The organism is Paraburkholderia kururiensis, assembly GCF_034424375.1.
GTDB lineage: Bacteria > Pseudomonadota > Gammaproteobacteria > Burkholderiales > Burkholderiaceae > Paraburkholderia > Paraburkholderia kururiensis_A.
The window spans coordinates 5,637,471-5,662,745 of sequence record NZ_CP139965.1 but is presented as its reverse complement, the minus strand read 5'-3'; the positions used below and the strand labels follow the sequence as shown (position 1 = coordinate 5,662,745).

Below are 25,275 nucleotides of genomic sequence, written 5' to 3'. Positions count from 1 at the left end.
ACAAGCAACGGACGATGACACAAGCACGAATTTCCAGGGCAACTTATACCATCGCTCTCGCCGGAGCGTTGATGGTGACGACAAGCTCCGCTACGTGGGCACAGGGATCGGTGCAGCTTTCGGGCATCATCGACGCGGGTATCGCCTATGTGAGCGACGCCGGCAATACGCAGGGGCATCAGAGCGCCTGGCAGGCCAAGAGCGGCGACATCAATGGCAGCCGATGGATCCTGTCGGGCAAGGAAGAACTCAGTGGAGACCTGAGCGCGGCTTTCATGTTGGCCAACGGCTTTTCACCGACGACCGGCACGGCTTCACAGCAAAGCCGGCTGTTCGGCTTCCAGTCGTGGCTTGCGTTGCAGTCGCAATCGCTAGGCTCGCTCACGGTGGGGCGGCAGTTCGACGAGGTCGTGCAGTTCGTCGAACCGTTTTCCCTCGGAGGAACACGTTATGGCGGCACGGCCTTCTCGCACGTGTTCGACAACGACAACCTCGACAACTGGACTCGCATCAACAATTCGGTCAAGTACGTGAGCCCGCTGCTGGGCACCCTCAAACTGGGTGCGCTTTATGGCTTTTCGAACCAGGCGGGAGCCTTCGACAACAATCGCGCCTACAGTCTTGGCGCGTCGTATCAATACGGCAATCTCGATCTGGGCGCCGGCTATTTGCAGCTGAACAACGCGTCGAATCAGTCCACGGCTAACTTGAACGGCGCCGTACCGGCGGGCGCGCCGTTCAATGCGGCCCGTCAGCGCACGTGGGCTGCGGGAGGTCTGTTCCACTTCGGCAAGGGTGCGGCGGGCCTCGTGCTCAGCGAGACGCGGCTCGATCACGCCACGTCCATCAACAACGTTGTCGATACCGCGATCAGCCTGCCGGGCGACGATGTGCGGTTCCAGAATATCGAGGTGAACGTGCGCTATACCGTGCTGCCAAATTGGGAGGTTTCGGCCGCCTATACGTTTACGGCGGGCCGCTTCGCTACGCCAACGGGCGTCCGCTATCCGAAGTGGCATCAGGTCGGTATCGTCAACACCTACTTCCTGTCGCGGACGACAGACGTCTACGCCGAGGCGGTCTATCAACGCGCCAACGCGCTGGCCGGAACCGGCATCCGTGGCGCGCAGATCGCGAACTTCTCCCGTGCTTCCGGTCCGAACCAGCTCGTCGCGGCGGTCGGTTTGCGGCGCAGGTTCTGACGAACGAGACAAGCCGGCTGCCTGAAGAATGTCCCCTCACGAGATCGAAGCGGTGCGTGAGGGGCGTCAGGGGCACCTCGCGGGCGGCACTTCAAGGCGTCACCGTTTCGCGCGCGTAGCGCGAAACGGGTTGCCTCAAGCCAAGGTGTTCACGCAACGTGCGTCCTTCGTATTCACTGCGAAAGAGCCCCCGCCGCCGCAACTCCGGCAGTACGAGCCGGATGAAGTCATCAAGGCCGCCGGGCAGCAGCGCCGGCATCACGTTATAGCCGTCGGCACCGTAGTGGACGAAGCGCTCTTCGAGCGCATCGGCGACCTGCCGGGGCGTGCCCACCACCTGCCAGTGTCCGCGTGCGCCCGCGACACGCAGATAGAGCTCGCGAATGGTGAGGTTTTCGCGTCGTGCGAGTTCAAGCGTCAGCTGCTGGCGGCTCTTGCTCGCGTTGGTTTCGGGCAATTCCGGAATCGGACCGTCGAGCGGATAGCCCGACAGGTCGAAGCCGCCTGTCACAGTGGATACGAGCGCGAGGCCGACGGCAGGATCGATCAACGCCTGCAGCGCCTCGAACTTCTCGCGCGCCTCGCTTTCGGTGGCCCCGACAATCGGCATGACGCCGGGCATGATCTTGAGGTCATCCGGCTCACGTCCATAGGCGGCCATGCGACCCTTGACGTCCGCGTAGAACGCGACCGCATCCTCCAGCGTTTGTTGCGCCGTGAAAATCACTTCTGCGGTACGCGCGGCGAGCGCCTTGCCCGCCTCCGACGAGCCCGCCTGCACCACCACGGGCCGGCCTTGCGGCGAACGCTCCACGTTCAACGGCCCGCGGACGTTGAAGAATTCGCCGCGATGGTTGAGCACATGCCGCTTCGCCGGATCGAAAAATCGGCCCGACGCCTTGTCGCGCACGAACGCGCCCTCGTCCCAACTGTCCCACAAGCCTTCCACCACTTCCGCAAACTCAACGGCGCGCTCGTAACGCCGCGTGTGGGCCAGATGCTCGTCGAAGCCGAAGTTCTTCGCTTCGTGCGCGCTCGACGACGTAACGAGATTCCAGCCTGCCCGCCCTGCGCTGATGTGATCGAGCGACGCGAACTTGCGCGCGACGTGATACGGCTCGTTGAAGGTGGTCGACGCGGTTCCCACAAGGCCGATTCGCTTTGTCACGGCCGCGAGCGCGGAGAGCAGCGTCAGCGGCTCGAACTGCGCAACGTAGCTATGCGCCGTGCGGCTCAGAAAATCGACGTTGTCGCCCCGCGTGCCCGCACCGTCCGCGAGAAAGACCAGATCGAACTTCGCGGCCTCGGCGGCCTGCGCGAGTTCGACGTAATGCTGGAAATTGCGGCCGGCGTCGGCGGCCGAGTCGGGATGCCGCCATGCGGCGATGTGATGTCCGCCCGGATAGAGAAAAGCGCCAAGACGCAGATGACCCTTGCGTGAACTCATGATCGGAATGGATGAAAACGAATGGAGCGCCGGACTTCAGGCGCGTTTGAGCAAGGACCCCGCCGTGTACGGACGCGCGAGGCCAAGGTGCTCACGCAGCGTCGTGCCGTCGTATTCGGTGCGAAAAACGCCGCGCTTTTGCAGGATGGGCACCACGCCCTCCACGAAGTCGCGCAGGCCGTCCGGCAGCGCGTCGGGCATCAGGTTGAAGCCGTCGGCCGCGCCGCCCTTGAACCAGTGCTCGATGTCGTCGGCAATCTGCTCGGGTGTGCCCACGATCACGCGGTGCCCCGTTCCGCCCGCGAGCGAGCGGATCAGTTCGCGCACGGTATAGCCGTGGCGGCGGGCCTGCGCGACGGTCGCATGAAAGAACGTGTGATTGCCGTTGCCTCCTGCGGGCAACGCGAGATCGTGAGGCAGTGGCTGGTCGAGCGTCAGCCGCTCCACCGCGATACCGAGCGTGCCGGCGAGACGGTTCAGGCTGTAGCGCCACGGAATCAGGTCGACCAGTTCGTCACGGCGGCGCACCGCGTCAGCTTCGGTTGCACCGATGATGGTCGTGAGTCCGGCCAGCACTTTCACGCCCGGCCGACCGTAGGCCGCGGCGCGCGCGTTGAGGTCGCGCCGGTACGCCGCCGATTCTTCGAACGACTGCGAAGCTGAAAATACCGCTTCGGCATGGCGCGCGGCGAGATCGCGTCCATCGGAGGAACCGCCCGCCTGCACGAGGACGGGATGCCCTTGCGGCGAGCGCGGCAGGTTGAGCGGACCTTGCACATCGAAGTAGCGCCCCCGATGCGCGACGGGATGCACCTTCGTAACATCCACGAAACGGCCGCCCGTCTTGTCGCCCACGAACGCATCGTCTTCCCAGCTGTTCCATAGCGCCTTCACGAGGCCGGTGAATTCGTCGGCGCGCTCGTAACGCTGCGCATGATCGGGTACCGCATCGCGGCCGAAGTTGCGCGCGGACGGCAGGTCGGCCGTCGTCACGACGTTCCATCCCGCGCGCCCGTTGCTGACGTGGTCGAGCGTCGCGAAGCGCCGCGCGATGTTGTAGGGCTCGTTATAGCTCGTCGATGCCGTGCCGATCATGCCAATGCGCGTGGTCGCCGCGGCAATGCTGGCGAGCAGGACGGTCGGCTCGAGCGCGGTGATGGGGCGGAAATCGATCTGGTCGACGATCGCCGCGTTGTCTGCCAGAAAGACCGCGTCGAACTTCGCCGCCTCGGCCATCTGCGCGACGCGCACGTAGTGGTTCACGTCGATGAACGCGCGCGGGTCGGCTTCTGCAAGCCTCCACGCAGACGGAACGAAGCCCGAGTGAAGGATGTTGACGTTCAGATGCAGGCGGCGCGGCCCGGCACCGGTTGCGGCAAGGCTCATCGGTGCACCTTCGGAAAGCCGTGGCGCTCGGCGAGCAGGTCAAGAATTCGCTGCGTGTCGGTCACGAAGCGCCGCTCGCCCAGGCGTTGCGCATCGGCAGGCGCGGGCGGCTCGTCGCCCAGCACGAGCACGGGCAATGACTGATGCGCCTCGTCGAGCGCCGCGATGACCGCCGCGCGCGGACGCTCGAACGGCACGCGGCGTACGTCAAGCCGCGCGGCACGTGCGGGATCGCTCGCGAGCAGCCCTTCGATGGGCGCGCCGTCCGGGCAGATGAAACGTTCGCCCGGATAGCGCGGGTCGGTGAATCCGGGTTCGAGCAACAGGAGAAGGTCGCGGCTCATCGCGTGGTGCACCCTGGTTGAACGTGACAGAGGTATTGTCGAACGCCGGCTGACCTGCGGCCACAAAGAAATCGGCACATCCATATGGCGCCCTGCGCTATGGCATCGTGCGATGCACTGCGCGCCTGCACCGCTAGAAGACGCGACCCTCGGCCAGATGCGTGGTCACGCCGTTCAGCTCGTAGTCGCCGATCACGCGCGCTTTGTGCGTCAGCGGATTGTGGCTGAAGATCGTGCGCAGGTTGCGCCAGTGGCGGTCGAAGTTGTGCGCGCGCGAAGTGGCCGACGCACCGCCTGCTTCGAACATGCGCTCGGCTGCATAGAGCGCGAGCTTGCTGACCACCAGTTGCGTGCGCGCGGTTGCGAGCGCACCCTCCAGTACCAACGCATCGGCATCGGACACGCCGTTGCGGATAGCCTGCGACGAGCGCTCCAGCACACGCGCGTTGTCGCGGACCAGCGCATCGATCGTGTGGCTATGCGCCGTCAGCTCACCGATCACCTGCTGGATGAACGCGTCTTCGCGAGCGGTGGGCGCCGGGCTATGCAGCACCGGCCGGCCATGGCGCAGCACGAAGCTTTTAGCGTCGGCCACGACGTTGCGCACAATGCCCGCCGCCACCGCCACCAGATGCAACTGCCGCAGCGCACCGCCGTGACGGCCTGCCAGGTTCGTCTGCACGCGCGGCGTCACTTCGTCCGCGTGCACGAGCAGATTCTCGAATTCGAGGCTGCCGCTCGCCGTCATTCTCTGGCCCATGCCGTCCCAGTCGTCCAGCACGCGAAAGCCTTCGCGGTCGACGGGCACGATGGCGATCAAGGGATTGCCGTTCTCGTCCTGCACGTTGAGACGCGCGAAGTCCGAGAATGCCGTGCCCGTTGCGTAGTATTTGCGGCCGCTCAGCCGGAAGTGCTCGCCCTCGCGGCGCAGCTGCGTCGTGATTTCGCCGGGACGCGACGTGCCGAGTTCCGTCGACGCGCCCCCGAAGATCGCGCCCTCAGCCACGCGCCGGATCTGCACCTCGTTGAACGCAGTGCGCGGCGAAAGAAGCAACGCCTCGATCTGGTCGAAATGGATACGCAGGGCGTGGGCCACGTTGCTCTCTTCGGCGGCAATTGCCGCGATCACGTGGAATTCGTCTTCGAGCGAGCCGCCAAGGCCGCCCCATTCGGCGGGAAGACGCAAACGCCCCAGGCCCGATTGCCTGAACAACGCGAAGGCGTCGAACGGCAATTCGCGCCGCGCCTCGCGCGAGGCGGCGCCCTCTCCAATCGCTTTCGCGAGCGCGGGCAACCCGGCGAGCGCCGCTTCGAGCGGAGTACGTGCGGAAGAATGCGTGAAGTCGTGAGCGGGCATGCGTGGTTCCTTGAGCTTTGCTTGTACCGAACCTTCAGACAGGCGTGCGCACCCGGCATCGACGGTTCGACGGCAGACAGGCATTCGAGTATAGGGGCGCGCCTGCGCGCCGATAACCACCCATTTGCGCTTACGTTATTCGTCTCGGCGAAATGACGGGGATACAGGGTCTCGCCCGACGGTGACGCGGGAACGTATCGCGCTGCCTGCGCGCGGCGCCATATCGATATCAGTGTTCGTTCGTTTGGATGGCGCCGCGTCCTCAATAGAATGAGACGCCGGCCATCGAGCCCATCCTTCTTCGCCGCAATCGCGCCGGCAGCCGCATGGCCGAACGCACACACAGCACGCTCATGTCACGCCCCATCCATCTCAACCTGTTCATTCACGGCCGCGGGCATCATGAAGCGGGCTGGCGTCATCCGGGCGCTACACGCAAGGCGCTGACCGACATCAGCTATTTCGCCGACCTGGCGAGGCGCGCGGAGGCCGGCCGATTCGACTCCATCTTCTTTGCCGATGCGCTCGAACTGGGCGCCGGCGCCCGCCACGTCGCGAGCGGCGCGCTGGAACCCATCACGGCGCTCGCGGCGCTCGCGCGCGAGACCACGCATATCGGGCTGATCGCCACGGCATCCACGACGTACACCGAGCCCTACAATCTCGCGCGCCAGTTCGCCTCGCTCGACCATATTTCGGGCGGCCGCGTCGGCTGGAACATCGTGACCTCCTGGGTAGGCGGCGCCGGTCCCAACTTCGGCTACGAACGCACACCCGAACACAGCGAGCGATACGCGCGCGCGGAAGAATTCGTGCAGGTCGTCAAAGCACTCTGGGACAGCTGGGCCGACGACGCGATCATCGACAACGCGGCGACGGGCCGCTTCCTCGACCCCGAGCGGGTGCGCCGTATCGACTGGCAAGGCGACTTTTATCGCGTGGCGGGCCCGCTCAATCTGCCGCGTTCACCGCAAGGGTGGCCGGTGCTGGTTCAGGCCGGCTCCTCCCCGACGGGCAAGGCGTTCGCGGCACGTCATGCCGAAGCGGTATTCACGGCTCACCTCACGAAGGCGTCGGCCATCGACTTCTACGCAGAGCTCAAGCAGGCCGCCGTCGTCGCCGGCCGGCGCGAAAACGACATCGTGATCCTGCCGGGCCTGAGCGCCGCGATCGGCTCGACTGATGCGCAGGGACAGGCACTGCTAGAAGAACTCAACGACCTCACGGACATCGACGTGGGCCTGAGCCGCCTCTCGAACCGTTTCGGCGGCCACGACTTCTCCGCGCTGGCACTCGACCAGCCGCTCTCGCGCGACGACTTTCCCGATCCGTCCACCGTCCAGGCGGCACAGAGCCGCGCGGCCGTCATCACGGACCTCGTCGCGCGCGAGCGGCCAACGCTGCGGACGCTGCTGCGGCAACTGGCCGGCGCGCGCGGTCATTTCACCCTTGCGGGCTCGCCGGAACGTATCGCCGACGAGATAGAGGACTGGGTCGAGAGCCGCGCCGCGGATGGCTTCAACGTCATGCCGCCCGTCCTGCCTGCGCAGTTCGATATCTTCGTCGATCATGTCGTGCCTATCCTGCAAAAGCGTGGGCGCCTGCGGCGCGAATACGAAGCCGACACGCTGCGCGGTCACTACGGGCTCGCCCGTCCGCTCAACCCGCATTTCGCGGCCTGAACCGAACCGCCCTCTCGTCCACCATGTCTGCCCTTCGCTGCCGCTTGTGGCAAGTACTCGCCGCGCTTGCCCTTTGTCTCGGCTTGCAACTGCCGGCGTTCGCCGACGCCGTCTGGCCGTCCGTCATCGACATCGGCATCCAGAAGGGCGACCCGCTCGTCGCGTTGCGCGCATCCGGCGAACTGGAAAAGGCGTTCGCCCCCTATGGCGTGACGGTCAAATGGAAAGAGTTCGTGTATGGCGCGCCGCTTGTCGAAGCCATCAACACCGGTGACGTGGATGTGGGCGCGGTCGGTTCCACGCCGCCTATCCTCGCGCAGGCGGGCGCGGCGCCGGGCGTCGTGTATGTCGCTTTTGCTCCGCGGCTGCAAAAGAGCTACGGGCTGATCGTGCCCGCGCATTCGCCCGTGCAGCGGATCGAAGACCTGAAGGGCAGAAAAATCGCTTTCGCCAAGGGATCGCAAGGCCATCTCTTCGTGCTGAAGGCACTGGCCGACGCCGGCCTGCCGCCCTCGGCGGTGCAGTTCGTCTACCTGAACTACAGCGACGCGCGCGCCGCGTTCGAGCGCGGATTCATCGACGCGTGGGCCGTGCCGGACCCCCGCTACGCCGATACCGAACTCGCCACCGGTGCCCGCACGATCCTCACCATCGGCCAGCTTTCGGTGCCGCAGTACGGCTTCTACATCGGCTCGCGCGAATTCGCGCGGCGCTATCCCGGCGCGCTGCGTCTGCTGTTCGACGTGCTCGACCGGCAGACCGCGCTGGAGCTGGCTCATCCCACGCAGACGGCGGAGTTTCTGGCGCAGAACACAGGCGTGCGCCTCGACGTGTGGTCGCGGGCACTGCCGCGACTGGAATGGGGTGTGCGCTATCCGCTTACCGACGAGGTCGTCAAAGCGCAGCAGGACGCGGCCGACCTCGCGTACCGCGAACACGTCATTCCACGCAGGATCGACGTGCGCGAGGCGATCATCGACATCCGCTGATCTGCCGCGACTGCCCGATGCCGACGATGAAGACGTTGTGGTCGATACCGGGCCGCTCGGGCTCCGGTCCCAGCAGTTCGAGCGTACGGCGCGCGTCGTAGTCGCGATCGGCCGCCTGCGCGGCAGGCCTCGGCCATGTCAGTTTTCCTTGTTGGCGGCATATTGGCGGTGCCATTCCAGCAATGGCTGCGAAGGCGGCATGTGCCACTTGTTGCCCTCATCGATCAGGAAACCGGTGCGGTGCCAGTCCTTGACGATCTTGTCGAAGGCCGCGACGGTGTCCGTCTGGCCCTTGCGAACCCAGATCACCGAGGGCGACGGAATGAGTTGCGTCGGCATGGGCGACTCGTAGTCTTTCCATTCGCCGGACGTACCCGCAAGCCGTGCCTGAATGCCGGGCGTCACATGGACCGACGCGACGCACGCGCCGCCGCGCAAGGCGAGCAGCGCCTCGGGCATGCCCTTGAACGCCTTGACCTGGGCACCGTACTGTTCAATCAGCGGCTTCGTGTAATTGCTGCCCTGCGAGACGCACACGGGCTTGTCGCGCAGATCGCTCCAGTCGTGAATGCCCGCACCCTTGTGCACCATCGCGCTGCCGCCGATCTCTTCGAAAGGCGTCGGCACGTAGCTCAATATTTCGTCGCGCTCCTTCGTGTACTGCATGCTCGCGATCAGCGCATCCACCTTGCCCTGCTGCAGGAACTGCACGCGGTTGGGCGGCGTCACCTCGATTGCCTCGAAGTTCACGCCGAGATGGCGGGCAAGGCTCTCGCCCAGCTCGACGTTGTACCCCACGGGCTTGCGCGTGACGGGATCGAGCGTGCCATACGTGCCGTCCAGCACGACGCCGACCACCAGCGTGCCGCGCGATTTGATGTGGTCGAGCGTGGCGTCGGCGTGGGCGCCGTCCATCCATGCGCAACAGGCGAAAAGCGCGGACAGCAGAACATGGGCGCGGCGCGTGCGCCTCGATTGGCGGAGTGTCATGAGTGGATCAACCGGTCGATCGTGTCGATCGTGTCGGCGTGGGAAGGTTGCGCAGCAATGCGAAAGTGCTGGAGTTCGTCCGGTGCGCACTGCGCGATCAGGCCGGTTTCCCAGGCCAGATAAGCGCGTGCGGCATCGAGATTGCCTTCATGCCGGTCGTGTACGAAAAAGAGGTAGTCGATACGCTCGTGGTCCGGCAGCGAGTGCGGCGATGTCTCGAATGCGTAGCCAGCGGCGCGCAACGTCTCCACGCCGTCTCTTGCGATCGAGACCTGCGTGAAACCCGCTTCGCGCAGGTCGTGGGCCGCGAGTGCCGCCACGGCAAAGCAGTCCGCGAACAGCACCACGGAGTCGGACAGCACCGCACCTTCGAGCGCTTCAACGACCTTCGGCCGGATCGCCCAACGCGCGCCTACCGGGTGGCCCTGGCGATGAACCGCACTGGAACGCAGATCGAGCAGATGGAGCCGCTGGGCGCTGTCGCGTAGCTTGCGCAGCGCTCGCGCGTCGATCGGCGCGGCTTCGTCTGCCGCATGCGGCGCAAGTTCATTCGAATCGCGCAGGCGCAGGCGCTGTGCGTCGTGCGCCGCGACCAGGGCCGTTTCGATTCCCATCTGGTCGAGCCACGTGGCGATCACGGGCGCCCGTATGCCGTCGTGATCGACCAGCAGCGCGCGTGCGCCACGCACCCCGATGGTCTGGTCGGTGGCCTGAAGCAGCTGGCCGCCCGGCGCATGCACGGCGCCCGGCACGCCGTCATGCTGGAATTCGGCGGCACTGCGCACGTCCAGCAGGTAGGTCGTGCGGTCTGCCGCGTCGAGCCATGCCTGCGCGCCCGCTGCGTCGAGCGTGGTCAATTCGAAGCGCTGCGCCAGCGCCTTCGCCCGCTCGCGGGCATCGGCGAGCGCGATTCGATCGACGGTATCCGGGTAGCGCCGCGCACTGCCGTATTCGAGCGCGAGTCCGGCCAGGGTCCAGCCCTGCGTGCCGTTTTCGAGCGCGACGACGGGATTCGGCACGCCCAGACTGCGCAGCAGTTGCGCGCCGATGATGCTGCGCGTACGCCCCGCGCAATGAATCACGACAGGCGTGTTCGGGTCGGTTGCCAGTGCGCCCAGCCGATAAGGTAGTTCGCCGTTCGGGCAACTCACCGCGCCCGGGATCGTCATCTTCCGGTGCTCTTCCACCGTGCGGCCGTCCAGCAGGACGAGCGGCGCACGCGCCGCCTGCCGCCTCGCCAGTTCCTCTGCGGCGATATGCGGCGTCCCATAAGCGTGTTCGACGAGTTCGCCAAATGTCTTCGACGGTACGTTCACGCCCTTGAACAGCGTGTAGCCCGCCGCGGACCACCCGCGCGCCCCGCCCTGCAACACGGCAACGCGCGTGTACCCCAGTGCCGTCAGCCGGTGTGCCGCGCGGCGCGCAACGGCTTCGTTGCGCTCGCCGCTGTCGAGCAGCACGACACGCACGTCACGGCGCGGCGCGAGACGGCCGGCGTCCAGTTCGAGCCGGCTGTACGGCAAGGGAATGGCGAAGAACGGATGGCCTTCGCCGAATTCGCCGGCCTCGCGCACATCGAAAAGGGCGATCTCGTCGGCGTCGTTGAGCCATTCGCGCAGCGTCGTCGCGGGAATCAGCGAAAAGAGGTCGGGCATTCGGAATGAGTAGCAATGGATAGAAAGAGGCAACACTCAGGACAACACACGCTGAAACGCCTGCTCGAGATCTGCGATCAGATCGGCCGGATCTTCGAGGCCAACGTGCAACCGCACGACCGGCTCGTTGCCGCGCCAGTAGCGCTGTTCGCGCAGACGCGACGGCGGTGCGACCAGCGCGAGGCTTTCGAAGCCGCCCCACGACGCGCCCATGCCGAAGAGGCGCAAGGCGTCGACGAACGCGGCCGCCTGTTCCGTGCTGGCGTGCCGCAAGGCGAACGACACGAGCCCGTTGGCGCCGTTGAAGTCGCGCCGCCACAGCGCATGACCGGGATCGTCGGGCAACGCCGGATGAAATACGCGCGTCACCACACTGCGCTCGCTCTGGAGAAACCGCGCCACCTCGAGGGCATGGCGGCCGTGCTGCGCAAGACGCACGGCCAGCGTGCGGATACCGCGCAGCGCCAGATAGGCGTCGTCCGCGCCGACGGCAAGACCCAGCGCGTCGTGCGTGTCGCGCAGCCTGCGCGCAAGCGAGGGATTAGAGGTCGCCACAGCACCCTGCATCAAGTCCGAATGACCACCCAGGTATTTCGTGGTGGCCTGCACCGAGATGTCGGCGCCGAGTGCGAGCGGCTGGTAAAGCAGCCCTGCGCCCCACGTGTTGTCCACGGCGAGCGCTATGCCGTGCCCACGTGCGAATGCCGCGAGCGCCGGCAGATCGATCACCTCATAGAGGAACGACGACGGTGACTCCGCGTAGACAAGCCGCGTTTCCGGTCGCACGAGCGCTTCAGGCCAGCCCGCGCCCGCGCTGAAATAGTCGAACGACACGCCAAGACGCGTAAGCAGCGGCTCCACGCGCTCGCGCACCGGGCCGTAGACGCTGTCCTGCACGAGCACGTGGTCGCCGGGCGACAGCAGCGCGACGAAGACGAGCGAGATCGCCGCGAGCCCCGAGGGCGCGAGCAGCACGTGGCTTGCGCCTTCCAGTTCGCCGATGGCCGCTTCGAGCGCACGGTGCGTCGCCATGCCGTGCCGGCCATAGGTGCTGACCGGCTCGCCTGCTTCGCGCCGCTCGTGCAACGCTTCGCGATCCGCATGGCTTGCGAAGCGCACGGTGCTGGCGCGCACCACGGGCACGTTCACGGGCACCGCGCCGTTGTCGAACGAGGGCGAACCCGCGTGCAGCACGCGCGTTCGCCATTGGTCGCGAGGCGCCGCCATCAGCCGACGGCCTGGGTAGCCTGCTGCATGTGCTTTGCGTTGTAGCGTACGACGCGCCCCGTATCCGGCTCGAAGCCGAGGCGGCCCGTCAGCGTATCGAGCGGGCGGCCGTAGAGATGGAAGTGGAGCGTGGGCTGCGCGCCGCCCACGTGAATGCTGTGGATGTCGTCAGGCATAAAAGCGATCGGGACGCCGGGACGTATCACGACTTCCTGTAGCAGTTCGAGCGTCGCATGCTCGGGGTCGCGACCGTCGTCCGTACGCCGGTAGATGCGGTTCAGCTCGGCGCCTTCGATGGCGGCGATGACCGCCCACGTGTCGTGGTTGTGGGGGATCGTGGTCTTGCCCGGCAGCAGCGAGTTCAGGTAGAGCGCCAGCCCGTCTTCGCCGGGGTTGAGCCGGTAGCGTGTCGAGGTATCGCCGCTATCGCGCTGGGGCGGTGGAAAATCCGCCGCATCGAATAGCTCGCTACGTGTCGCCAGTTCCAGCAGCCGCGCGCTGATGGCGTTCAGCGCTTCGCGCGTCACCCCTCGCTCTTCGATGATCCGCCGGGCGCCGGCAAGCAGGTCCTGCACTGCCTCGCGTCGTTGCGCCGCAATGGCGCGGCTGGGTTCAGTCGTCGTGGTCGTCATGGTCGTCGTGGTCGTCGTGGTCGTGAAAGCGGTTTTGTGTGGAGGGGCGCGGGGGTTTCACGCTGCGCTCATGCGGCATTCACGCGCGTCGCAGTGCGCGTCCGGCACGGTCCTCGCCGCGGGCACGCTGCAGGAAGAACCGGGTTCGTTCGTGCGCCGGATAGTGGAAGAGTTGCTGCGCAGTGCCGCGCTCGACGATCACGCCGCCCTCCGTGAAAAACACTTCGTCGCTGATCTCTTCGGCAAAGCGCATTTCGTGCGTGACGAGCACGCAGGTCTGCCCTTCGTCGGCCAGTTCGCCGATCACGTTCAACACTTCGCCCACCGTCTCGGGGTCCAGCGCCGACGTCACTTCATCGAACAGGATCAGGTCCGGTCGCATGGCCAGCGTGCGGGCAATGGCCACACGCTGCTGCTGCCCCCCGGACAAGGCGCCGGGATAGGCCTTCGCCTTGTCGGCAAGGCGCACTTTGGCGAGCAGCGCATGAGCGTCACTCTCCGCCTGCGCACGGCTGCGGCCGAGCACACGCATGGGCGCGATGGTCAGGTTGTCCAGCACGCTCAAATGCGGGAAGAGGTTGAACTGCTGGAACACGAAGCCAATGCGCTTGCGCAAGGCGATACGCTGCGCGTCCGTCTTCTGCGCACGCACGTCGATGCCGTCGACGTAAATTTCGCCCGCCTGCGGCGCGATGAGCCCGTTGATGCAGCGCAGGATGGTGGACTTGCCCGAGCCGGATGGGCCGATGATCGACACGGCCTGCCCGCGCCTGACCGAGAGGTCGATGCCCTTGAGCACGGGCGTGTCGCCGTACGACAGGTGCACGTCGCGCAACGAAAGCAGCGCGCCCTCGCCATGGGCGCGAGAGACCGCATTTTCATCGTGGCGCGCGGCCACGCTCGTCAGCGCCGCGAGTTCTTCGAATGCGATCCGGTTCATGCAGCCCCTCCTGTCGTCGACGCAAAGCGGCGCAAGCAGTCGCCTCACTCAGCAGCGGATCATTCTAGGAAGCAGGACTGCAATCACGAACCAAGGAATAGGCGAAAACTTATCTGACGATCTGCTATGTGCAGCGCAGCCTTGCGAGGCTGCGCGAGGCCACGCTTTAACGTCCGGATGCTTTGCTTAGCAGATTCATTTTGTTTGCCTTGCGCCGGGAATGGCATAGCGTATGCCGTCGCGGCGGCGCGCCTGTCGTAACGACACGCACGCATGTTCGCCCTTAGCGTGTTCCCTCTTATCACCTGATCGCTCATGACATCCAGCCAGGCGGCCCATAACAAGCTTCTCGTATTTCTTTCCCAGTGCGCGGCGATTGCGCTTGCCGCACTCGCCGCACCGGCCCATGCCGACCAGACGCTCGACAAGATCAACGCACGCCACGAAATTGCGGTCGGCGTGATGATCGCGGGCAGCCCGTTCGGCTCGCTTGACCCGCAAACGCAACAGCCGCGCGGCGTAAACGTCGACCTCGCCAACGACATCGGCAAACGCCTCGGCGTGAAGGTCCAATTGGTATCGGTGCAGCCCTCCACACGTGTGCAGTTTCTGCAACAGGGCAAGGTGGACATCCTCATTGCGAACATGGAGTACAACGCGCAGCGCGGCGAGATTCTCGACCACGTGCCGACGCCCTATTACCGCGTCGGCGGCACAGCTATCACGCCCCAATCGAGCGGCATCACGAAGTGGGAGGACCTGCGCGGCAAGCCCGTCTGCATTTCGCAAGGCAGCAGCTATATCCGCCCGGTCGTGGAGAAATATGGGGCCGTGCCGCGTGCGTTTCCGGGTGCAGCGCAGTCCCTGCTCGCGCTGCGCGGCGGCAGCTGCGTCGCGGCAGTCCACGACGCCGCACCGCTTCTTTATCCGCTACAGCAGCACGATCCGGAGTGGCGCGACTACCGTACGCTGCAGCCGGAGCTGGAGCCTGCGCCTTCGGTCATCTGGGTACGGCAAGGCGAAAAGGACACGGCGGCGAAGCTCGACGCGATCGTGCGCGACTGGCATCGCACGGGTTGGCTCATCGAGGTCGAAGCGAAGAACGGTCTGACGCCGCCCTCGCCGGCGCTCGCAGAATGGCACCGGCAATTGCCGGCAGAGCAATAAGCATGGCCGCGTGGTTCCACACGTTCATCGACAAGGCCGCGCACGCCGGGCTCGACTACCGGTTCCTGTTCGATGCTTACGAGCGCACGCCGTTTCTGCAAGGCATCGCCGTGAGCGTGGAGCTGGTCGTCGCGACGCTGGCCGGCAGCGCCCTCGCCGGCCTGTTGCTGCTGCTCGCCTTGCGCCACCGCAGCCCGTGGGTGGCCGGGGCCGCGCGCGCCTTCGTGGAGCTCACGCGCAACACGCCCACTCTCGTGCAGTTGTACTGCGCGTTTCTGGTGTTCAACATGCTGATTACGCAATGGCTGCGCGAGAGCCACGTCGATAATCCGTTCAAGCCGTTTTTCTGGGTCGTGCTGGTGTTGTCGCTGCATAAGGGCGCCTTCCATGCCGAGGCATTGCGCGCAGGTTTCGACGCGCTACCCGTGCAAACGCTGGAGGGCGCGGCTTCGCTCGGCTTCGACCGTGCCACGCGTTTCTGGCGCATCGAACTTCCGCTTGCGCTGCGCACCGCGCTGCCCGCGCTCGTGAACAATTTCGTGGAGCTGGTCAAGGCGACGGCGCTGGCATCCGCCATCGCGGTGGGCGACATGACCTATCAGTCGATCATGATCTGGACCCAACGCGATAACGTGCTGGCACTGATGGTGCTGATTCTCCTGTTCTTCGGCCTGCTGACGTGGCTCGTGAGCCTCGCCGGGCGCTGGCTCGAACGACGCCTGTGGATTCCCGGCTATGGCGCCTAGATGGCTTCCCTCATCGACGGCGTCGTCGTTGCCCAACGCTCGTCCGCACCGCGAGGGCATGACGCATAACGGCGCCCGTTCGCGACGCCTGACGCCCGGCGTGAGCGCCGCGCTCGCCGTGCTCGCCGTCGGCGCGCTGCTCTGGGTTTTCGCGCCCGACAGCGGATCGCGCGGCGAAACGCTCGCGCGCTTCATCGAATGGTCGCCCGCGCTCGCACATGGCTTCGCGCTGAACGTTCTCATCAGCGCCGGCGCGATCGGCATCGGGTCGCTGCTGGGCCTCGTGGTCGGGGCGCTCGCGCTCGCCCCCTCGCTGCCCGGACGCATGGCGAGGCTCTGGGTAGGCGCGTTTCGCAACGCGCCCTGGCTCGTGCTGGTGTACTTCACCACCTACGTCTTTCCGTTCGAGTTCAACGTATTCGGCGTCACGCTGCCGTTTCCCGACTGGCTCAAGGTGACACTGGCGCTTGCGTTGCCCGCAAGCGCCAACATTGCCGAAGTGTTTCGCGGCGCGGTGGCGTCCATCCCCACCACACAGTGGGAAGCGGCGGGCTCGCTAGCGCTCTCCCGCACGCAGATCCTGCTGCACATCGTGTTGCCGCAGTGCGTGCGCCGCATGCTGCCGCCGTGGATGAACGTCTACGCGATCATCACCATGGGCACGGCGCTGTCCTCGCTCGTTGGCGTGCACGACCTGATCGACACCGCGCAGATCGCCAGCAGCACGGTGGCGCGCTCCAGCTTCACGGTGCTCTCGTATCTGGCCACCTTGTTCATCTTCTTCGCTTACTGCTATCCGATCTCGCGCTTCACGCGCTGGCTCGAAAGGCGGTTCGCCAGCGCGTAAGGCCAACACTTCAGGGCAACGCTCAGTCGCGTGACGGAATGGGCCAGACGGCCTTTTGCACGGCGTTGAACCGCGGATCGTATTCGACGTCGACCTTCACTTTCTTCCTGATCGCGTGTCCGTCGTAGAGGATGTCCGCGATCTTCTGCTCCTGCCCGAGCAGACCGCCGTCAAACCGGACAAAGCCGCCGCTGCGCACTTCGTACTCGAATGCGGCGCGTTCGTCCGAGATCTTCAGCGTCTCTTTCAGCACGCCGATCACCTCGTCCCTGTGCGCGTCGTGCCAGGCCCAGTATCCCGAGAGCCGGGCAAAGAAATCCTGGAATGCGGCCACCTTGGCGGGATCTTTCAGGTCGGCCGAAGTCGTGGTCCAGACGTTGAGGGCGGGAATTCCCGTGTCGCGGTCGGTCAGCAAAACACGGCCGGCGCCCGAGTGAACCGTCGTCAGGATCGGGCCAAGCGCGCCCGAATAGACATCCACTTCCCCCGCATTGAAACCGGCCGCAGACGTTGCGCCGTCCGCGAACTTGACGGGCTGAATGTCCTTTTCGGTCAATCCGGCCTTGACCAGCGTAGCCAGGTATTGGGCGTGATTGTAGCCACCGTAGTTGTAGCCGAACTTGTGCTCCTTGATGGCCTGCACGCTGCCAATGCCGGCGCTCGTGCGCACCGCCGTGACCTCCGGCAGATATTCCTTCGAATGGGCATTGCGCCAGCCGGCAACGATGCGCAGCGGCGCCGTTTCCTTCGTCCATTCCGTGCGCGCGTTGGCCTGCTCGATGGTGAGCGACGTATCGCCCATGTGGCCCAGGTCGATCCGGCCGGCGTACAGCGCCGACAGGTTGGCGGCGGGCCCCGTCAACAGGACCCATTCGATCTGGTAAGGCGTTCCGTCCACCACCCCCGACTTGCGGATCAAGGCCGGAAACGCCGGATCTTGATAGGCGATGACGAGCTTCGTCTTCTTGAGATCGACCTGCTGCGTCTGCGCCGCGGCCGTACCGGATGCCGTGAGCGTGATGGCTGCGGGCAGGACAGCAAGAAGCGCAGCGGCGGTAGCGTATAGCGTTTTTTTGAGCGACATGATTAATGTGCGGGTGGTTGGAAAGATCAGGACACGCTGAGCGAAAACTGCCCCAGCAACTCGCGCTTGAGCGCGTTGAATTCGGGCGACGTCACGTCGCGTTCGCGCGGCAGATCCACCGTCGTTTCGTGGCAGATCCTGCCTCTGGAAAGAATGACGATGCGATCGGCCAGGATCAGCGCCTCATCCAGGTCGTGAGTCACGATGACGAGCCCGAACCGGTATCGCGCCCACAGGCTCAGAACGAGGCTCTGCATGCTGCGCCGCGTGAATGCGTCCAAAGCGCTGAACGGCTCGTCCAGCAGCATGAGGTCGGGGCGACGATACAGCGCGCGGGCGACGGCGACGCGTTGCGCCTGCCCGCCGGAAAGACTGACAGGCCAGCTCGCCAGCTTGTCTTCGAGCCCCACGTCCTGCAATGCGGCGCGCGCCCGGTCTTTCGCATCCGGTTTGTGCGCATCGTCCAGCAGAACGTTCTTCCACACGCGCAGCGCCTGAATCAGCCTCGGCTCCTGGAATACGACCGACGTGTTCTCCGACACGTCCGTGCGGCCGCCCGTTGCCGACTCGAGCCCAGCGAGCAGCCGCAACAGCGTGGTCTTGCCGGTGCCCGACGGTCCCACGAGCGCGACCGCCTCGCCCTTGCGCACCGTGAAGTCGACGTGGTCCAGCACGGTGTTGTCGCCATAGCGTTTGCCCACACGCGACAGACTGGCGACAACCGGCGCCGCCTCTTGATCCAGCTGATAGGCGAGCTCAGACATGAGCACCTCTCCAGGCGAGCGCCTTGCGCTCGATCAGCCGCAGCAGCGCGTCGACGGCGATACCCAACACCGCATAAACGAGAATGCCCGCGATGATGATGTCGGTGCGCTGGAACTGGTTGGCGTTATTCAGAATGAACCCGATGCCGGCGCTTGCATTGATCTGCTCCGCCGCCACGAGCGCGAGCAGCGAGATTGCGGCGGAATACCGGACGCCGACCAATATCCCGGGTAACGACATGGGCAGGATGATGAGGCGGACCTGGTGCGCCCGTGTCAGGCGGAAGGTGCGGCCGAGTTCCAGCAGCTTGGGATCGATGCCGCGTATCGCGTGATACGTGCTCAGATACATCGGCGAAATCGCCGCACCGACGATCAATGCCACCTTCGAGAACTCTCCGATACCGAACCACACGACGAAGATTGGTACGAGCGCAATGAACGGGATGGTGCGCAGCATCTGCAGCACGGAATCGAAGCCGCGTTCCGCCGATCGGCTCAGACCCGCCGCCACACCCAGCAGCAGCCCGCCGCCCCCGCCGATCAGGAGGCCCAATGCCGCACGCGCCAGCGACACCTTCAGCGCATCCTGCAGGTCGCCCGATTGCCACAGCTCGCGGTAGGCGGCGAGCACGGATGCCGGCGCCGGCAGCACGAATTCGCTCGTCACGCCCAGCGAGGACGCCAGTTGCCACAGCGCAATCAGCAGCACGGGCACGATGCCGCGAATGAGCGGTTCGTGCAGCGTGGAAAGCCGCGATGCCGTGGCAGCGGAAGCGGGCCCCGGCGCCACGGCCAAGGTGGATTCTCTGGTGGACATAGGAATTTCCTCAGAAGACGGCATCCGCGACCGATGTCGGCGCGGCGCTGGCATAGCGGCTCGGCGGCCGCGGAAGACCGTAGTGGTCGCGCAGTGTCGTCCCGTCGTAGTCCCGCCGGAAGATGCCCTTGCGCTGAAGCAGCGGCACGACGTGATCGACGAAGTCCGCGAGCCCGGACGGAAACACGTCGGCATTCAGGTTGAAACCGTCTGCCGCGCGACCAACGAACCAGCGCTCGATGTCGTCCGCAATCGTCTGCGGCGTGCCTACGATCATTCGATGAGCCCCGGGATTGCGATCGAGCAGATCACGAACGGTCAGGTTCTCGCTGCGAGCGAGCAGCACGGTGGACCGAATGAATCCACTGGAGACATCTGAGCTATCGCCGCTATCGATCAGGTCATAAGGCAACGGCGCATCCAGACGCAGATCGCGAGGCGCCACGCCGAGCGCGCGAGCGAACCGGACCAGTTCCGCACTACGGTCGAGCAGCGCGTCCATGTCGGCTTTGCGCCGGCGCGCTTCCTCGAGGGTGCCGCCGATGACGGGATAGAGACCCGGCAGCACGAGGAAATGATCGGGGTTGCGCCCGTGCGCCGCGACGCGCGCCTTGATGTCGCGGTAGAACGCCTGCGCTCCGTCGAACGTGGTTTGCGCCGTAAAGACCGCATCCGCGTGACGCGCGGCGAGCGCAACGCCTGCCTCGGACCCGCCCGCCTGCACGAGCACAGGACGGCCCTGTGGGCTGCGCGGCAGGTTCAGCGGCCCGCGTACCTGGAAATACGGGCCGTCGTGCGCGATCGCATGCACGCGCGCGGGGTCCGTGTAGCGACCGCTCTCGCGATCGGCGATGAACGCCTCGTCTTCCCAGCTATCCCACAGCTTCAGCACGACGTCGACGAATTCCGCGGCGCGCGCGTAACGCGCGGGCTTGTCCGGCGTTTCGCTGAAGCTGAAGTTGGCCGCCGCCTCGGGATCGTAGGTGGTCACCGCATTCCATGCGACGCGGCCGGTGCTCAGATGGTCTACCGAAGAGAAGCGGCGCGCCAGGTTGAACGGATCGTTGAAGGTGGTCGAAGCGGTGCCGATCAGCCCGACGTGCTTCGTCGCGCCGGCGAGCGCCGTGAGTAAAACCGTCGGTTCCAGCGATTGCGCCGGTCCATGCGCGTGGCCGCGCAGTGCCAGCGTGTCGGAGAGGAACACGGCGTCCAGCCGGCCGCGCTCGGCAATCTGCGCGATGGTGGTGAAGAACCCGAGATCGACGATGGACTTAGGGTTATCGAGCGTGCGCCAGCTCTCGGGGTGACGGCCCGTGCCGGTGATGTTGGTGTTCAGATGCAGGGTGCGCGCCGCGCTCATGGCTGGTGCTCCGCAACGAGCGTGGCCGCCGCGAGGCGCTCCGCGCTGCGCGCGCGGTTGGACGTGCCGAAGTCGATTACGTCGATCGACGCGATGCCGTCGCGCTCGAGTTGCGCCACCAGTTGCAGCTCCCATGCGAGATACGCCTCCATCTGCTGCGCCGACTGGTCCGGCCCGTAGTGATACGGGCTGTACCACGCATCGTCGTCGCCGGTGAGGTTGCCTTCGTCGCCCGTGGCCTGCGGCAGGCCCAGCGCAAACCAGCGCTGTGTGCCGCCGAGCAGTGCCGACGCCTCGACGCCATGCTCGCGCAACCCGTCGGCGAGCAGTGCTGCCAACACGCCGTCGCTCGATGTCAGCACAAGCGGGCGCGCGGGATCGTGGATGCGCGCCAGAAGGTCCTGCAACGCGCTCGCGGTAACGAAGCGTGCCCCTGCGATATGCGCGCGGCGAAACGCGAGGCTGCTGTCCACATCCACCACGTGTGCCCTGCCCGCTTCCAGCGCGCGCGCAAGCTGGTCCGCTTCGATCCAGCGGGTGCGGCCGGATGTGCGCAGCACTTCTCGTGGCTCGGGGCCGGTTTCCAAACGGGCGGAGGCGTTGTCGTCGGCAAGCACGAACACGTGCAGGTACCCCAGTTGTACGAGCCATGACGCGGTCATGCGCGCGCGCACGCCATCGTCGTCGGCAAGCACGACGCGTGCGTGCAGCGTGCCGATATATTCGTCGGTGGCCTGTACCAGCTGCCCGCCAGGCGCCGAGCGCCAGCCCGCGCGGTGGCCCGCTTCGTATTCGAGCGGGCTGCGTACGTCGAAGCGGTACAGCGTATGCGTTGCTGCTTCGCTTTCGAAGCGCGCGAGCGCCGCCCGGTCGATTTCGATCACGCCCGCTTTGGCTGCCACGCGCTGCGCGAGCGTGCGCGCATCGGTGAGCGTCGCGTCATCGGGGCGTGGGGCCGTGCGGATCTGGCCATGTTCGAGTTCGAACCCTGCAAGCAGCCACGACATCGAGCCGCCGGTTAGCGCGGCGACCGGATTGGGAATGCCGGCATTGACGAGCGATTGCGCACCCAGAATGCTGCGCGTGCGCCCCGCGCAGTTCACGACGATCAGCGTGTCCGGCGACGGCGCAGCGGCCAGCGCGCGATAGACGAGTTCCGCGCCGGCGCATTCGACGCCGCCCGGAATGTTCATCGTCTGGTACTCGGGGAAAGGCCGGCTGTCGAGCACCACGACGTCTTCGCCCGCATCCAGCAGACGCCTGAGCGAATGCGCGTCGATATTGGGCGTATGCAGCCTGTGCTCGATGACCTCGCCGAACGCCTTGCCGGGCACGTTGGTTCCGCTGAATACCTCGAAGCCCGCGGCTTCCCAGCCGGAGACGCCTCCTTCGAGAATCGATACGTCGGTATAGCCGAAACGCGTCAGCAGCGCTGCGGCGCGCGATGTGTATTCGCCGGCTTCGTCGACCAGCACGATGCGCGTCGTGCGGCGCGGTACGAGCGGCCCGACCACGAGGCCAAGCCGCCCAACGGGCGCGATCGACGAATAGAACAGCCGGCGGCGGGCGGACACGCCCTCTTCGCGCACATCGAGGATCGCAAGCTCCTCGCGCGCGGCAAGGGCCGCGCGCAACGCGGCTGGGGTCATTCGTGGAACGTAGGTTTGAGTCATCGTGGGGGTGTCCGGGTCGTGTCCAGGTAGTAACCCATGTCGGAATCCGGTGCCGGCTGCCAACGCAGGAGGCGGATGGCGGTCGTTCAAAAGAAGGCAGCGCCCGGCAGCGGCACACCGTTGATCGCATGGTTGCCGAGCACCTTCGCCTTGTAGAGGCCGGGGTTATGCGACGCAATCGTGCGGATGTTGCGCCAGTGACGGTCGAGTTGCGCGGCCTGCTTCGCCGCGGACGCGCCGCCCACATCGAACAGACGGGTCGCGCCCTCCAGCGCGAGCTGGTCGACCACCACTTTCGCTTTGGCGCTGCGCAGCGCCGCTTCCGTGAAGAGCGCATCGTCGGGTTTGCCGACGATCGCGCTGTCGAAGGCCTTGCCCAGCACGTTCGCCGCGTTCAGCACCGCAGCTTCGGCCACGAACGCTGCACTCAGTAGTTCGCCTACGGTCTCCTGGAGCAACGGATCGTCTGCCGGACACGGCGCCACTGCGTGGTAGAAGTTGCGCTCCCGCTGCCGCACCAGGTCCACGGCGTCCTTCGCGACCCTGCGCAGAATGCCCGCGATGATCGTCGTGAGATAGAGCTGCGCAAAGGTGGCTTGCTGTGGAAGCGCCACGTCGTCGGCGTTGGGTAGTACGTCGGCGGCGGCGACCTCGACATTGCTGAAGATCGTGGTGCCGCTCGCGGTCTGGCGCTGGCCGATGCCGTCCCAGTCGTCGCGCACATCGACGCCCGGCTGCCCCACGGACACGCGCGCGCCAACGAAGCGTCCATCGGGCGTCTTTGCGTTGACGATGATGTGATCGAAATACAGGTTGCCGGTGCTGTAGTACTTGGTGCCCGTCAGATGGTGACCGTCCGCCGCCGGTTCGAGCCGCGTATTGCCATCGCCGTCGCCAATGTGCTGCGTGCCGAGCTCGCTCGCCCCGAGGCCGAACAGGTCGCCCGCAAGCACCAGCGCGATCCAGCGCTGGTATTGCGGTAGATGACGCGCACGCAGCGCCTTTTCGACGAACGCGAAATGGTTGCGCAGGATGTGGGGAATGTTCGGGTCCGCCTCGGCCAGATCCAGCACCAGTTCAAACAACTGCGGGAGTGTCGCGCCCGCACCGCCTTCTGCCCGCGGCACCCGGAATACCCCAAGACGTGCCGCCCGCACCAGCGCAATGGCGTCGCGCGCGTCGGCTTGTCCGCGCTCGCGTGCCGCGGTCCCGGCAGCAATCGCCGTGACCAGCTCGCGCCGCGCCGGAGAGTCCGGCTGCACGGGGGCGAGACCCGGATCGGCGGCCAGTCTCGAATCGAGGGTTCCCATCGGCAACGCTCCTGTGAATCGGATGAACGTGTTGGTTGATCTGTCTGCCAGGCCGTTACGTCGCCTGCGGCTGCACGCGTACACGCAGCCCTGCCTCTTCCAGCAGCGGCAGCACGGCCTCGCCGAAGTACGCGAGGTCGGGCTCGAAATCGAAGAACGTCAGCTGCACGCCGTCGATACCGGCTGCCTTCAGCCGCTGCAGGTCGTCGACAACGTGTTCGGGCGAACCGATGATCTGGATGTTGCCCCCGAGCACGCGCTGCTCGCGCTGGTGACCCTTCCACGCCTGCGCGTCGCTCCGACGCCCGGTAAATCCGTCCACCGCGCCGAAATCGGCATGCGAGAGGATGGCGTCGTGATAGGCGCGCGCCTCCTTTTCTGTCGGACGGCAGACGATGGTCGGATTGATGAGCGTGCGTACCTGCCGGCCGTGGGCCCGCGCCGCCGCACGCACCTGAGCCGTATGCGCCGGCAGTACGTCGAGCGCCGCGTCGATCTGGGCGCCCGCCGAACTCGTGATGAAGATGAGGTCGGAGTGTTTCGCCGCATAGGCGATGCCGGCCGGTGAACTGGTGGCGTTGACCAGCACCGGCCGGCCATAGCGCGGCTTCGGCGAGACGAACGCGTTGCGCGTGCGATACCACCTGCCGTCGAACGTCAGGTTGTCGTCGAGCGACCAGAGCTGCTGCATCAGATCGACAAACTCGCTTGCCATCTCGTAGCGCAGGTCGTGCTCGAAGTGCGCTTCGCGACCGAACATCGCGGCTTCGTCGATCGAGTGGCCGGTCACCATGTTGAGTCCCCAGCGACCGCCCGAAATATGGTCGAGCGTTGCGCCGAACTTTGCGAGATGCAACGGGTGCCAGTTTCCGTACAGGATGTGCAGCGTTGAGACCAGCAAGATGCGCTTCGTGATCGACGCGAGCGATGCAATGGTGATGAACGAATCGAGCGATTCGCGGCGGTAGCGCATTGCACCGCCATGCCCGTCCTTACCGAGCCACTGCGCGAGGCCGAACACGAGATCGAAGCCCAGGTCCTCCGCCTTGCGGGTCAAGCGCGCGTTGTAGTCGAACGTCCAGTCGGTGCCGCGCGGCAGCGTCGACATCGACCAGCCGCCGCTCTGGATCGGCAGGAACAGGCCCAGCAGAAGCGGCTGCGCAAGTGCGTGCGACAGCGGACTATCGGGAAACTCGGCGGGAGACGGGGTGGACATGGATCACGGGAGACAAAGTGAATGAAGTGCCTTCAGGCGGCTGGGATCGACGTGAGCTGAGCAGCGAGCCCTGCGCCACGAACCGGACGGCGTGGGTGGAGGCATCGCCGCTGCACAGATGGCTGGCGGCCTGCTGAGCCGCGCCAATCGCGACCAGTTCGGGGAGGGGCTCGCCCCATACCACCTGCATCAGCGATGTCTATTTATAAACGTAGGTATCCTTATTACATGACACCGGCCGATGTTCCATGGGTCGGGCGCTTTACATATAGATGGGCACCCCAACCGCGGCGCCGTACCTTCCGGCTATTCCAATAATCGAGCCGCTTGTACAATATTTCGGAAGAACAATTCCGTTTTATTGTATGGGCGCCCCCAAGACTCACCAACAAAGCAATTCATATATGCAATTCCGCTCAGCCGGTTTCGTCATGCGC

22 protein-coding genes are annotated in these 25,275 nt (G+C 65.7%); 6 read left to right on the top strand and 16 right to left on the bottom strand.

Translation table 11 applies throughout. The annotated features are described in order from the left end of the window. Positions 1-71 precede the first annotated feature (71 nt). Positions 72-1,202: a porin gene (locus U0042_RS25415; protein WP_419150541.1), complete on the top strand. Its 1,131-nt coding sequence runs from the start codon at positions 72-74 to the stop codon at positions 1,200-1,202. Between the two features lie 91 nt (positions 1,203-1,293). Here the strand turns inward: U0042_RS25415 and U0042_RS25410 are convergent, their stop codons facing one another. From U0042_RS25410 to U0042_RS25395, 4 genes are all read right to left on the bottom strand, one after another. Next, entirely contained in the window at positions 1,294-2,649 is a 1,356-nt protein-coding gene (locus U0042_RS25410) for an LLM class flavin-dependent oxidoreductase (protein WP_114814844.1), read from the bottom strand. Positions 2,650-2,685: 36 nt separating this feature from the next. Beyond that, positions 2,686-4,035, bottom strand: a complete 1,350-nt coding sequence (locus U0042_RS25405; protein ID WP_114814845.1) for an LLM class flavin-dependent oxidoreductase — start codon at positions 4,033-4,035, stop codon at positions 2,686-2,688. Then, positions 4,032-4,379, bottom strand: coding sequence for a DUF3088 domain-containing protein (locus tag U0042_RS25400; RefSeq protein ID WP_114814846.1), 348 nt, complete (start codon positions 4,377-4,379; stop codon positions 4,032-4,034). Before U0042_RS25400 ends, U0042_RS25405 begins: the two co-directional genes overlap by 4 nt. Positions 4,380-4,512: 133 nt before the next feature. After that, on the bottom strand, positions 4,513-5,736 hold the full coding sequence (locus tag U0042_RS25395) for an acyl-CoA dehydrogenase family protein (protein WP_114814847.1): 1,224 nt from the start codon (positions 5,734-5,736) through the stop codon (positions 4,513-4,515). Between the two features lie 326 nt (positions 5,737-6,062). On the opposite strand from U0042_RS25395, the gene U0042_RS25390 reads away from it, so the two are divergent. Beyond that, a complete protein-coding gene (locus U0042_RS25390; RefSeq protein WP_232833592.1) occupies positions 6,063-7,418 on the top strand; it encodes an LLM class flavin-dependent oxidoreductase in 1,356 nt (451 codons plus the stop codon). A 23-nt stretch (positions 7,419-7,441) separates the two neighbouring features. After that, on the top strand, positions 7,442-8,407 hold the full coding sequence (locus U0042_RS25385) for an aliphatic sulfonate ABC transporter substrate-binding protein (protein WP_114814848.1): 966 nt from the start codon (positions 7,442-7,444) through the stop codon (positions 8,405-8,407). 138 nt (positions 8,408-8,545) lie between these two features. Here the strand turns inward: U0042_RS25385 and U0042_RS25380 are convergent, their stop codons facing one another. The 5 genes from U0042_RS25380 to U0042_RS25360 all read right to left on the bottom strand — a co-directional run bounded on the left by U0042_RS25380 (position 8,546) and on the right by U0042_RS25360 (position 13,851). Continuing rightward, complete coding sequence (locus tag U0042_RS25380; protein ID WP_114814850.1) at positions 8,546-9,397, bottom strand: transporter substrate-binding domain-containing protein; 852 nt, start codon at positions 9,395-9,397, stop codon at positions 8,546-8,548. After that, positions 9,394-11,052, bottom strand: a complete 1,659-nt coding sequence (locus U0042_RS25375; RefSeq protein WP_114814851.1) for a rhodanese-like domain-containing protein — start codon at positions 11,050-11,052, stop codon at positions 9,394-9,396. Before U0042_RS25375 ends, U0042_RS25380 begins: the two co-directional genes overlap by 4 nt. Positions 11,053-11,088: 36 nt before the next feature. Then, on the bottom strand, positions 11,089-12,279 hold the full coding sequence (gene metC / locus U0042_RS25370; RefSeq protein WP_114814852.1) for a cystathionine beta-lyase: 1,191 nt from the start codon (positions 12,277-12,279) through the stop codon (positions 11,089-11,091). Then, the gene (locus U0042_RS25365; RefSeq protein WP_114814853.1) at positions 12,279-12,911 is read right to left on the bottom strand and encodes a cysteine dioxygenase family protein; all 633 of its coding nucleotides are present in this window, start codon (positions 12,909-12,911) and stop codon (positions 12,279-12,281) included. Before U0042_RS25365 ends, metC begins: the two co-directional genes overlap by 1 nt. A 79-nt stretch (positions 12,912-12,990) precedes the next feature. Further along, positions 12,991-13,851 carry an amino acid ABC transporter ATP-binding protein gene (locus tag U0042_RS25360; RefSeq protein ID WP_269814068.1) on the bottom strand — a complete coding sequence of 287 codons (861 nt, stop codon included), beginning with the start codon at positions 13,849-13,851 and terminating at the stop codon, positions 12,991-12,993. Between the two features lie 315 nt (positions 13,852-14,166). Here U0042_RS25360 and U0042_RS25355 point away from each other — a divergent pair, with 315 nt between their 5' ends. From U0042_RS25355 to U0042_RS25345, 3 genes are read left to right on the top strand one after another with little or no spacing between them, the layout of a single operon-like run. Next, on the top strand, positions 14,167-15,018 hold the full coding sequence (locus U0042_RS25355; protein ID WP_114814854.1) for a transporter substrate-binding domain-containing protein: 852 nt from the start codon (positions 14,167-14,169) through the stop codon (positions 15,016-15,018). Between the two features lie 2 nt (positions 15,019-15,020). Next, positions 15,021-15,764 (top strand): amino acid ABC transporter permease, encoded by a 744-nt coding sequence (locus tag U0042_RS25350; RefSeq protein ID WP_114814855.1) that lies wholly within the window; start codon positions 15,021-15,023, stop codon positions 15,762-15,764. Between the two features lie 58 nt (positions 15,765-15,822). Beyond that, positions 15,823-16,611 (top strand): amino acid ABC transporter permease, encoded by a 789-nt coding sequence (locus tag U0042_RS25345; protein WP_114814856.1) that lies wholly within the window; start codon positions 15,823-15,825, stop codon positions 16,609-16,611. A 22-nt stretch (positions 16,612-16,633) separates the two neighbouring features. On the opposite strand, the gene U0042_RS25340 is transcribed toward U0042_RS25345, so the two are convergent. The 7 genes from U0042_RS25340 to U0042_RS25310 all read right to left on the bottom strand — a co-directional run bounded on the left by U0042_RS25340 (position 16,634) and on the right by U0042_RS25310 (position 24,838). Further along, positions 16,634-17,695, bottom strand: coding sequence for an ABC transporter substrate-binding protein (locus U0042_RS25340; RefSeq protein ID WP_114814857.1), 1,062 nt, complete (start codon positions 17,693-17,695; stop codon positions 16,634-16,636). 26 nt (positions 17,696-17,721) lie between these two features. Next, the gene (locus U0042_RS25335) at positions 17,722-18,459 is read right to left on the bottom strand and encodes an ABC transporter ATP-binding protein (protein WP_114814858.1); all 738 of its coding nucleotides are present in this window, start codon (positions 18,457-18,459) and stop codon (positions 17,722-17,724) included. Next, positions 18,452-19,279 carry an ABC transporter permease gene (locus U0042_RS25330; protein WP_198665421.1) on the bottom strand — a complete coding sequence of 276 codons (828 nt, stop codon included), beginning with the start codon at positions 19,277-19,279 and terminating at the stop codon, positions 18,452-18,454. Before U0042_RS25330 ends, U0042_RS25335 begins: the two co-directional genes overlap by 8 nt. A 10-nt stretch (positions 19,280-19,289) precedes the next feature. Next, positions 19,290-20,639 carry an LLM class flavin-dependent oxidoreductase gene (locus U0042_RS25325; protein ID WP_114814859.1) on the bottom strand — a complete coding sequence of 450 codons (1,350 nt, stop codon included), beginning with the start codon at positions 20,637-20,639 and terminating at the stop codon, positions 19,290-19,292. After that, positions 20,636-22,312, bottom strand: a complete 1,677-nt coding sequence (locus U0042_RS25320) for a rhodanese-like domain-containing protein (protein ID WP_114814860.1) — start codon at positions 22,310-22,312, stop codon at positions 20,636-20,638. The genes U0042_RS25325 and U0042_RS25320 overlap by 4 nt, the downstream gene beginning before the upstream one ends. An 86-nt stretch (positions 22,313-22,398) precedes the next feature. Next, positions 22,399-23,622, bottom strand: a complete 1,224-nt coding sequence (locus U0042_RS25315; RefSeq protein ID WP_114814861.1) for an acyl-CoA dehydrogenase — start codon at positions 23,620-23,622, stop codon at positions 22,399-22,401. 55 nt (positions 23,623-23,677) lie between these two features. Then, entirely contained in the window at positions 23,678-24,838 is a 1,161-nt protein-coding gene (locus U0042_RS25310) for an LLM class flavin-dependent oxidoreductase (protein ID WP_114814862.1), read from the bottom strand. Between the last annotated feature and the right edge of the window lie 437 nt (positions 24,839-25,275).

What these genes read in the sequence shown, in the direction of transcription:
- U0042_RS25395 (WP_114814847.1), bottom strand. Translation starts at nt 5,736, where the DNA reads ATGCCCGCTCACGACTTCACGCATTCTTCCGCACGTACTCCGCTCGAA.
- U0042_RS25320 (WP_114814860.1), bottom strand. Translation starts at nt 22,312, where the DNA reads ATGACTCAAACCTACGTTCCACGAATGACCCCAGCCGCGTTGCGCGCG.
- U0042_RS25325 (WP_114814859.1), bottom strand. Translation starts at nt 20,639, where the DNA reads ATGAGCGCGGCGCGCACCCTGCATCTGAACACCAACATCACCGGCACG.
- U0042_RS25405 (WP_114814845.1), bottom strand. Translation starts at nt 4,035, where the DNA reads ATGAGCCTTGCCGCAACCGGTGCCGGGCCGCGCCGCCTGCATCTGAAC.
- U0042_RS25385 (WP_114814848.1), top strand. Translation starts at nt 7,442, where the DNA reads ATGTCTGCCCTTCGCTGCCGCTTGTGGCAAGTACTCGCCGCGCTTGCC.
- U0042_RS25415 (WP_419150541.1), top strand. Translation starts at nt 72, where the DNA reads ATGGTGACGACAAGCTCCGCTACGTGGGCACAGGGATCGGTGCAGCTT.
- U0042_RS25330 (WP_198665421.1), bottom strand. Translation starts at nt 19,279, where the DNA reads ATGTCCACCAGAGAATCCACCTTGGCCGTGGCGCCGGGGCCCGCTTCC.
- U0042_RS25335 (WP_114814858.1), bottom strand. Translation starts at nt 18,459, where the DNA reads ATGTCTGAGCTCGCCTATCAGCTGGATCAAGAGGCGGCGCCGGTTGTC.
- U0042_RS25375 (WP_114814851.1), bottom strand. Translation starts at nt 11,052, where the DNA reads ATGCCCGACCTCTTTTCGCTGATTCCCGCGACGACGCTGCGCGAATGG.
- U0042_RS25410 (WP_114814844.1), bottom strand. Translation starts at nt 2,649, where the DNA reads ATGAGTTCACGCAAGGGTCATCTGCGTCTTGGCGCTTTTCTCTATCCG.
- U0042_RS25350 (WP_114814855.1), top strand. Translation starts at nt 15,021, where the DNA reads ATGGCCGCGTGGTTCCACACGTTCATCGACAAGGCCGCGCACGCCGGG.
- U0042_RS25380 (WP_114814850.1), bottom strand. Translation starts at nt 9,397, where the DNA reads ATGACACTCCGCCAATCGAGGCGCACGCGCCGCGCCCATGTTCTGCTG.
- metC (WP_114814852.1), bottom strand. Translation starts at nt 12,279, where the DNA reads ATGGCGGCGCCTCGCGACCAATGGCGAACGCGCGTGCTGCACGCGGGT.
- U0042_RS25310 (WP_114814862.1), bottom strand. Translation starts at nt 24,838, where the DNA reads ATGTCCACCCCGTCTCCCGCCGAGTTTCCCGATAGTCCGCTGTCGCAC.
- U0042_RS25355 (WP_114814854.1), top strand. Translation starts at nt 14,167, where the DNA reads ATGACATCCAGCCAGGCGGCCCATAACAAGCTTCTCGTATTTCTTTCC.
- U0042_RS25340 (WP_114814857.1), bottom strand. Translation starts at nt 17,695, where the DNA reads ATGTCGCTCAAAAAAACGCTATACGCTACCGCCGCTGCGCTTCTTGCT.
- U0042_RS25365 (WP_114814853.1), bottom strand. Translation starts at nt 12,911, where the DNA reads ATGACGACCACGACGACTGAACCCAGCCGCGCCATTGCGGCGCAACGA.
- U0042_RS25345 (WP_114814856.1), top strand. Translation starts at nt 15,823, where the DNA reads ATGACGCATAACGGCGCCCGTTCGCGACGCCTGACGCCCGGCGTGAGC.
- U0042_RS25400 (WP_114814846.1), bottom strand. Translation starts at nt 4,379, where the DNA reads ATGAGCCGCGACCTTCTCCTGTTGCTCGAACCCGGATTCACCGACCCG.
- U0042_RS25360 (WP_269814068.1), bottom strand. Translation starts at nt 13,851, where the DNA reads ATGAACCGGATCGCATTCGAAGAACTCGCGGCGCTGACGAGCGTGGCC.
- U0042_RS25390 (WP_232833592.1), top strand. Translation starts at nt 6,063, where the DNA reads ATGGCCGAACGCACACACAGCACGCTCATGTCACGCCCCATCCATCTC.
- U0042_RS25315 (WP_114814861.1), bottom strand. Translation starts at nt 23,622, where the DNA reads ATGGGAACCCTCGATTCGAGACTGGCCGCCGATCCGGGTCTCGCCCCC.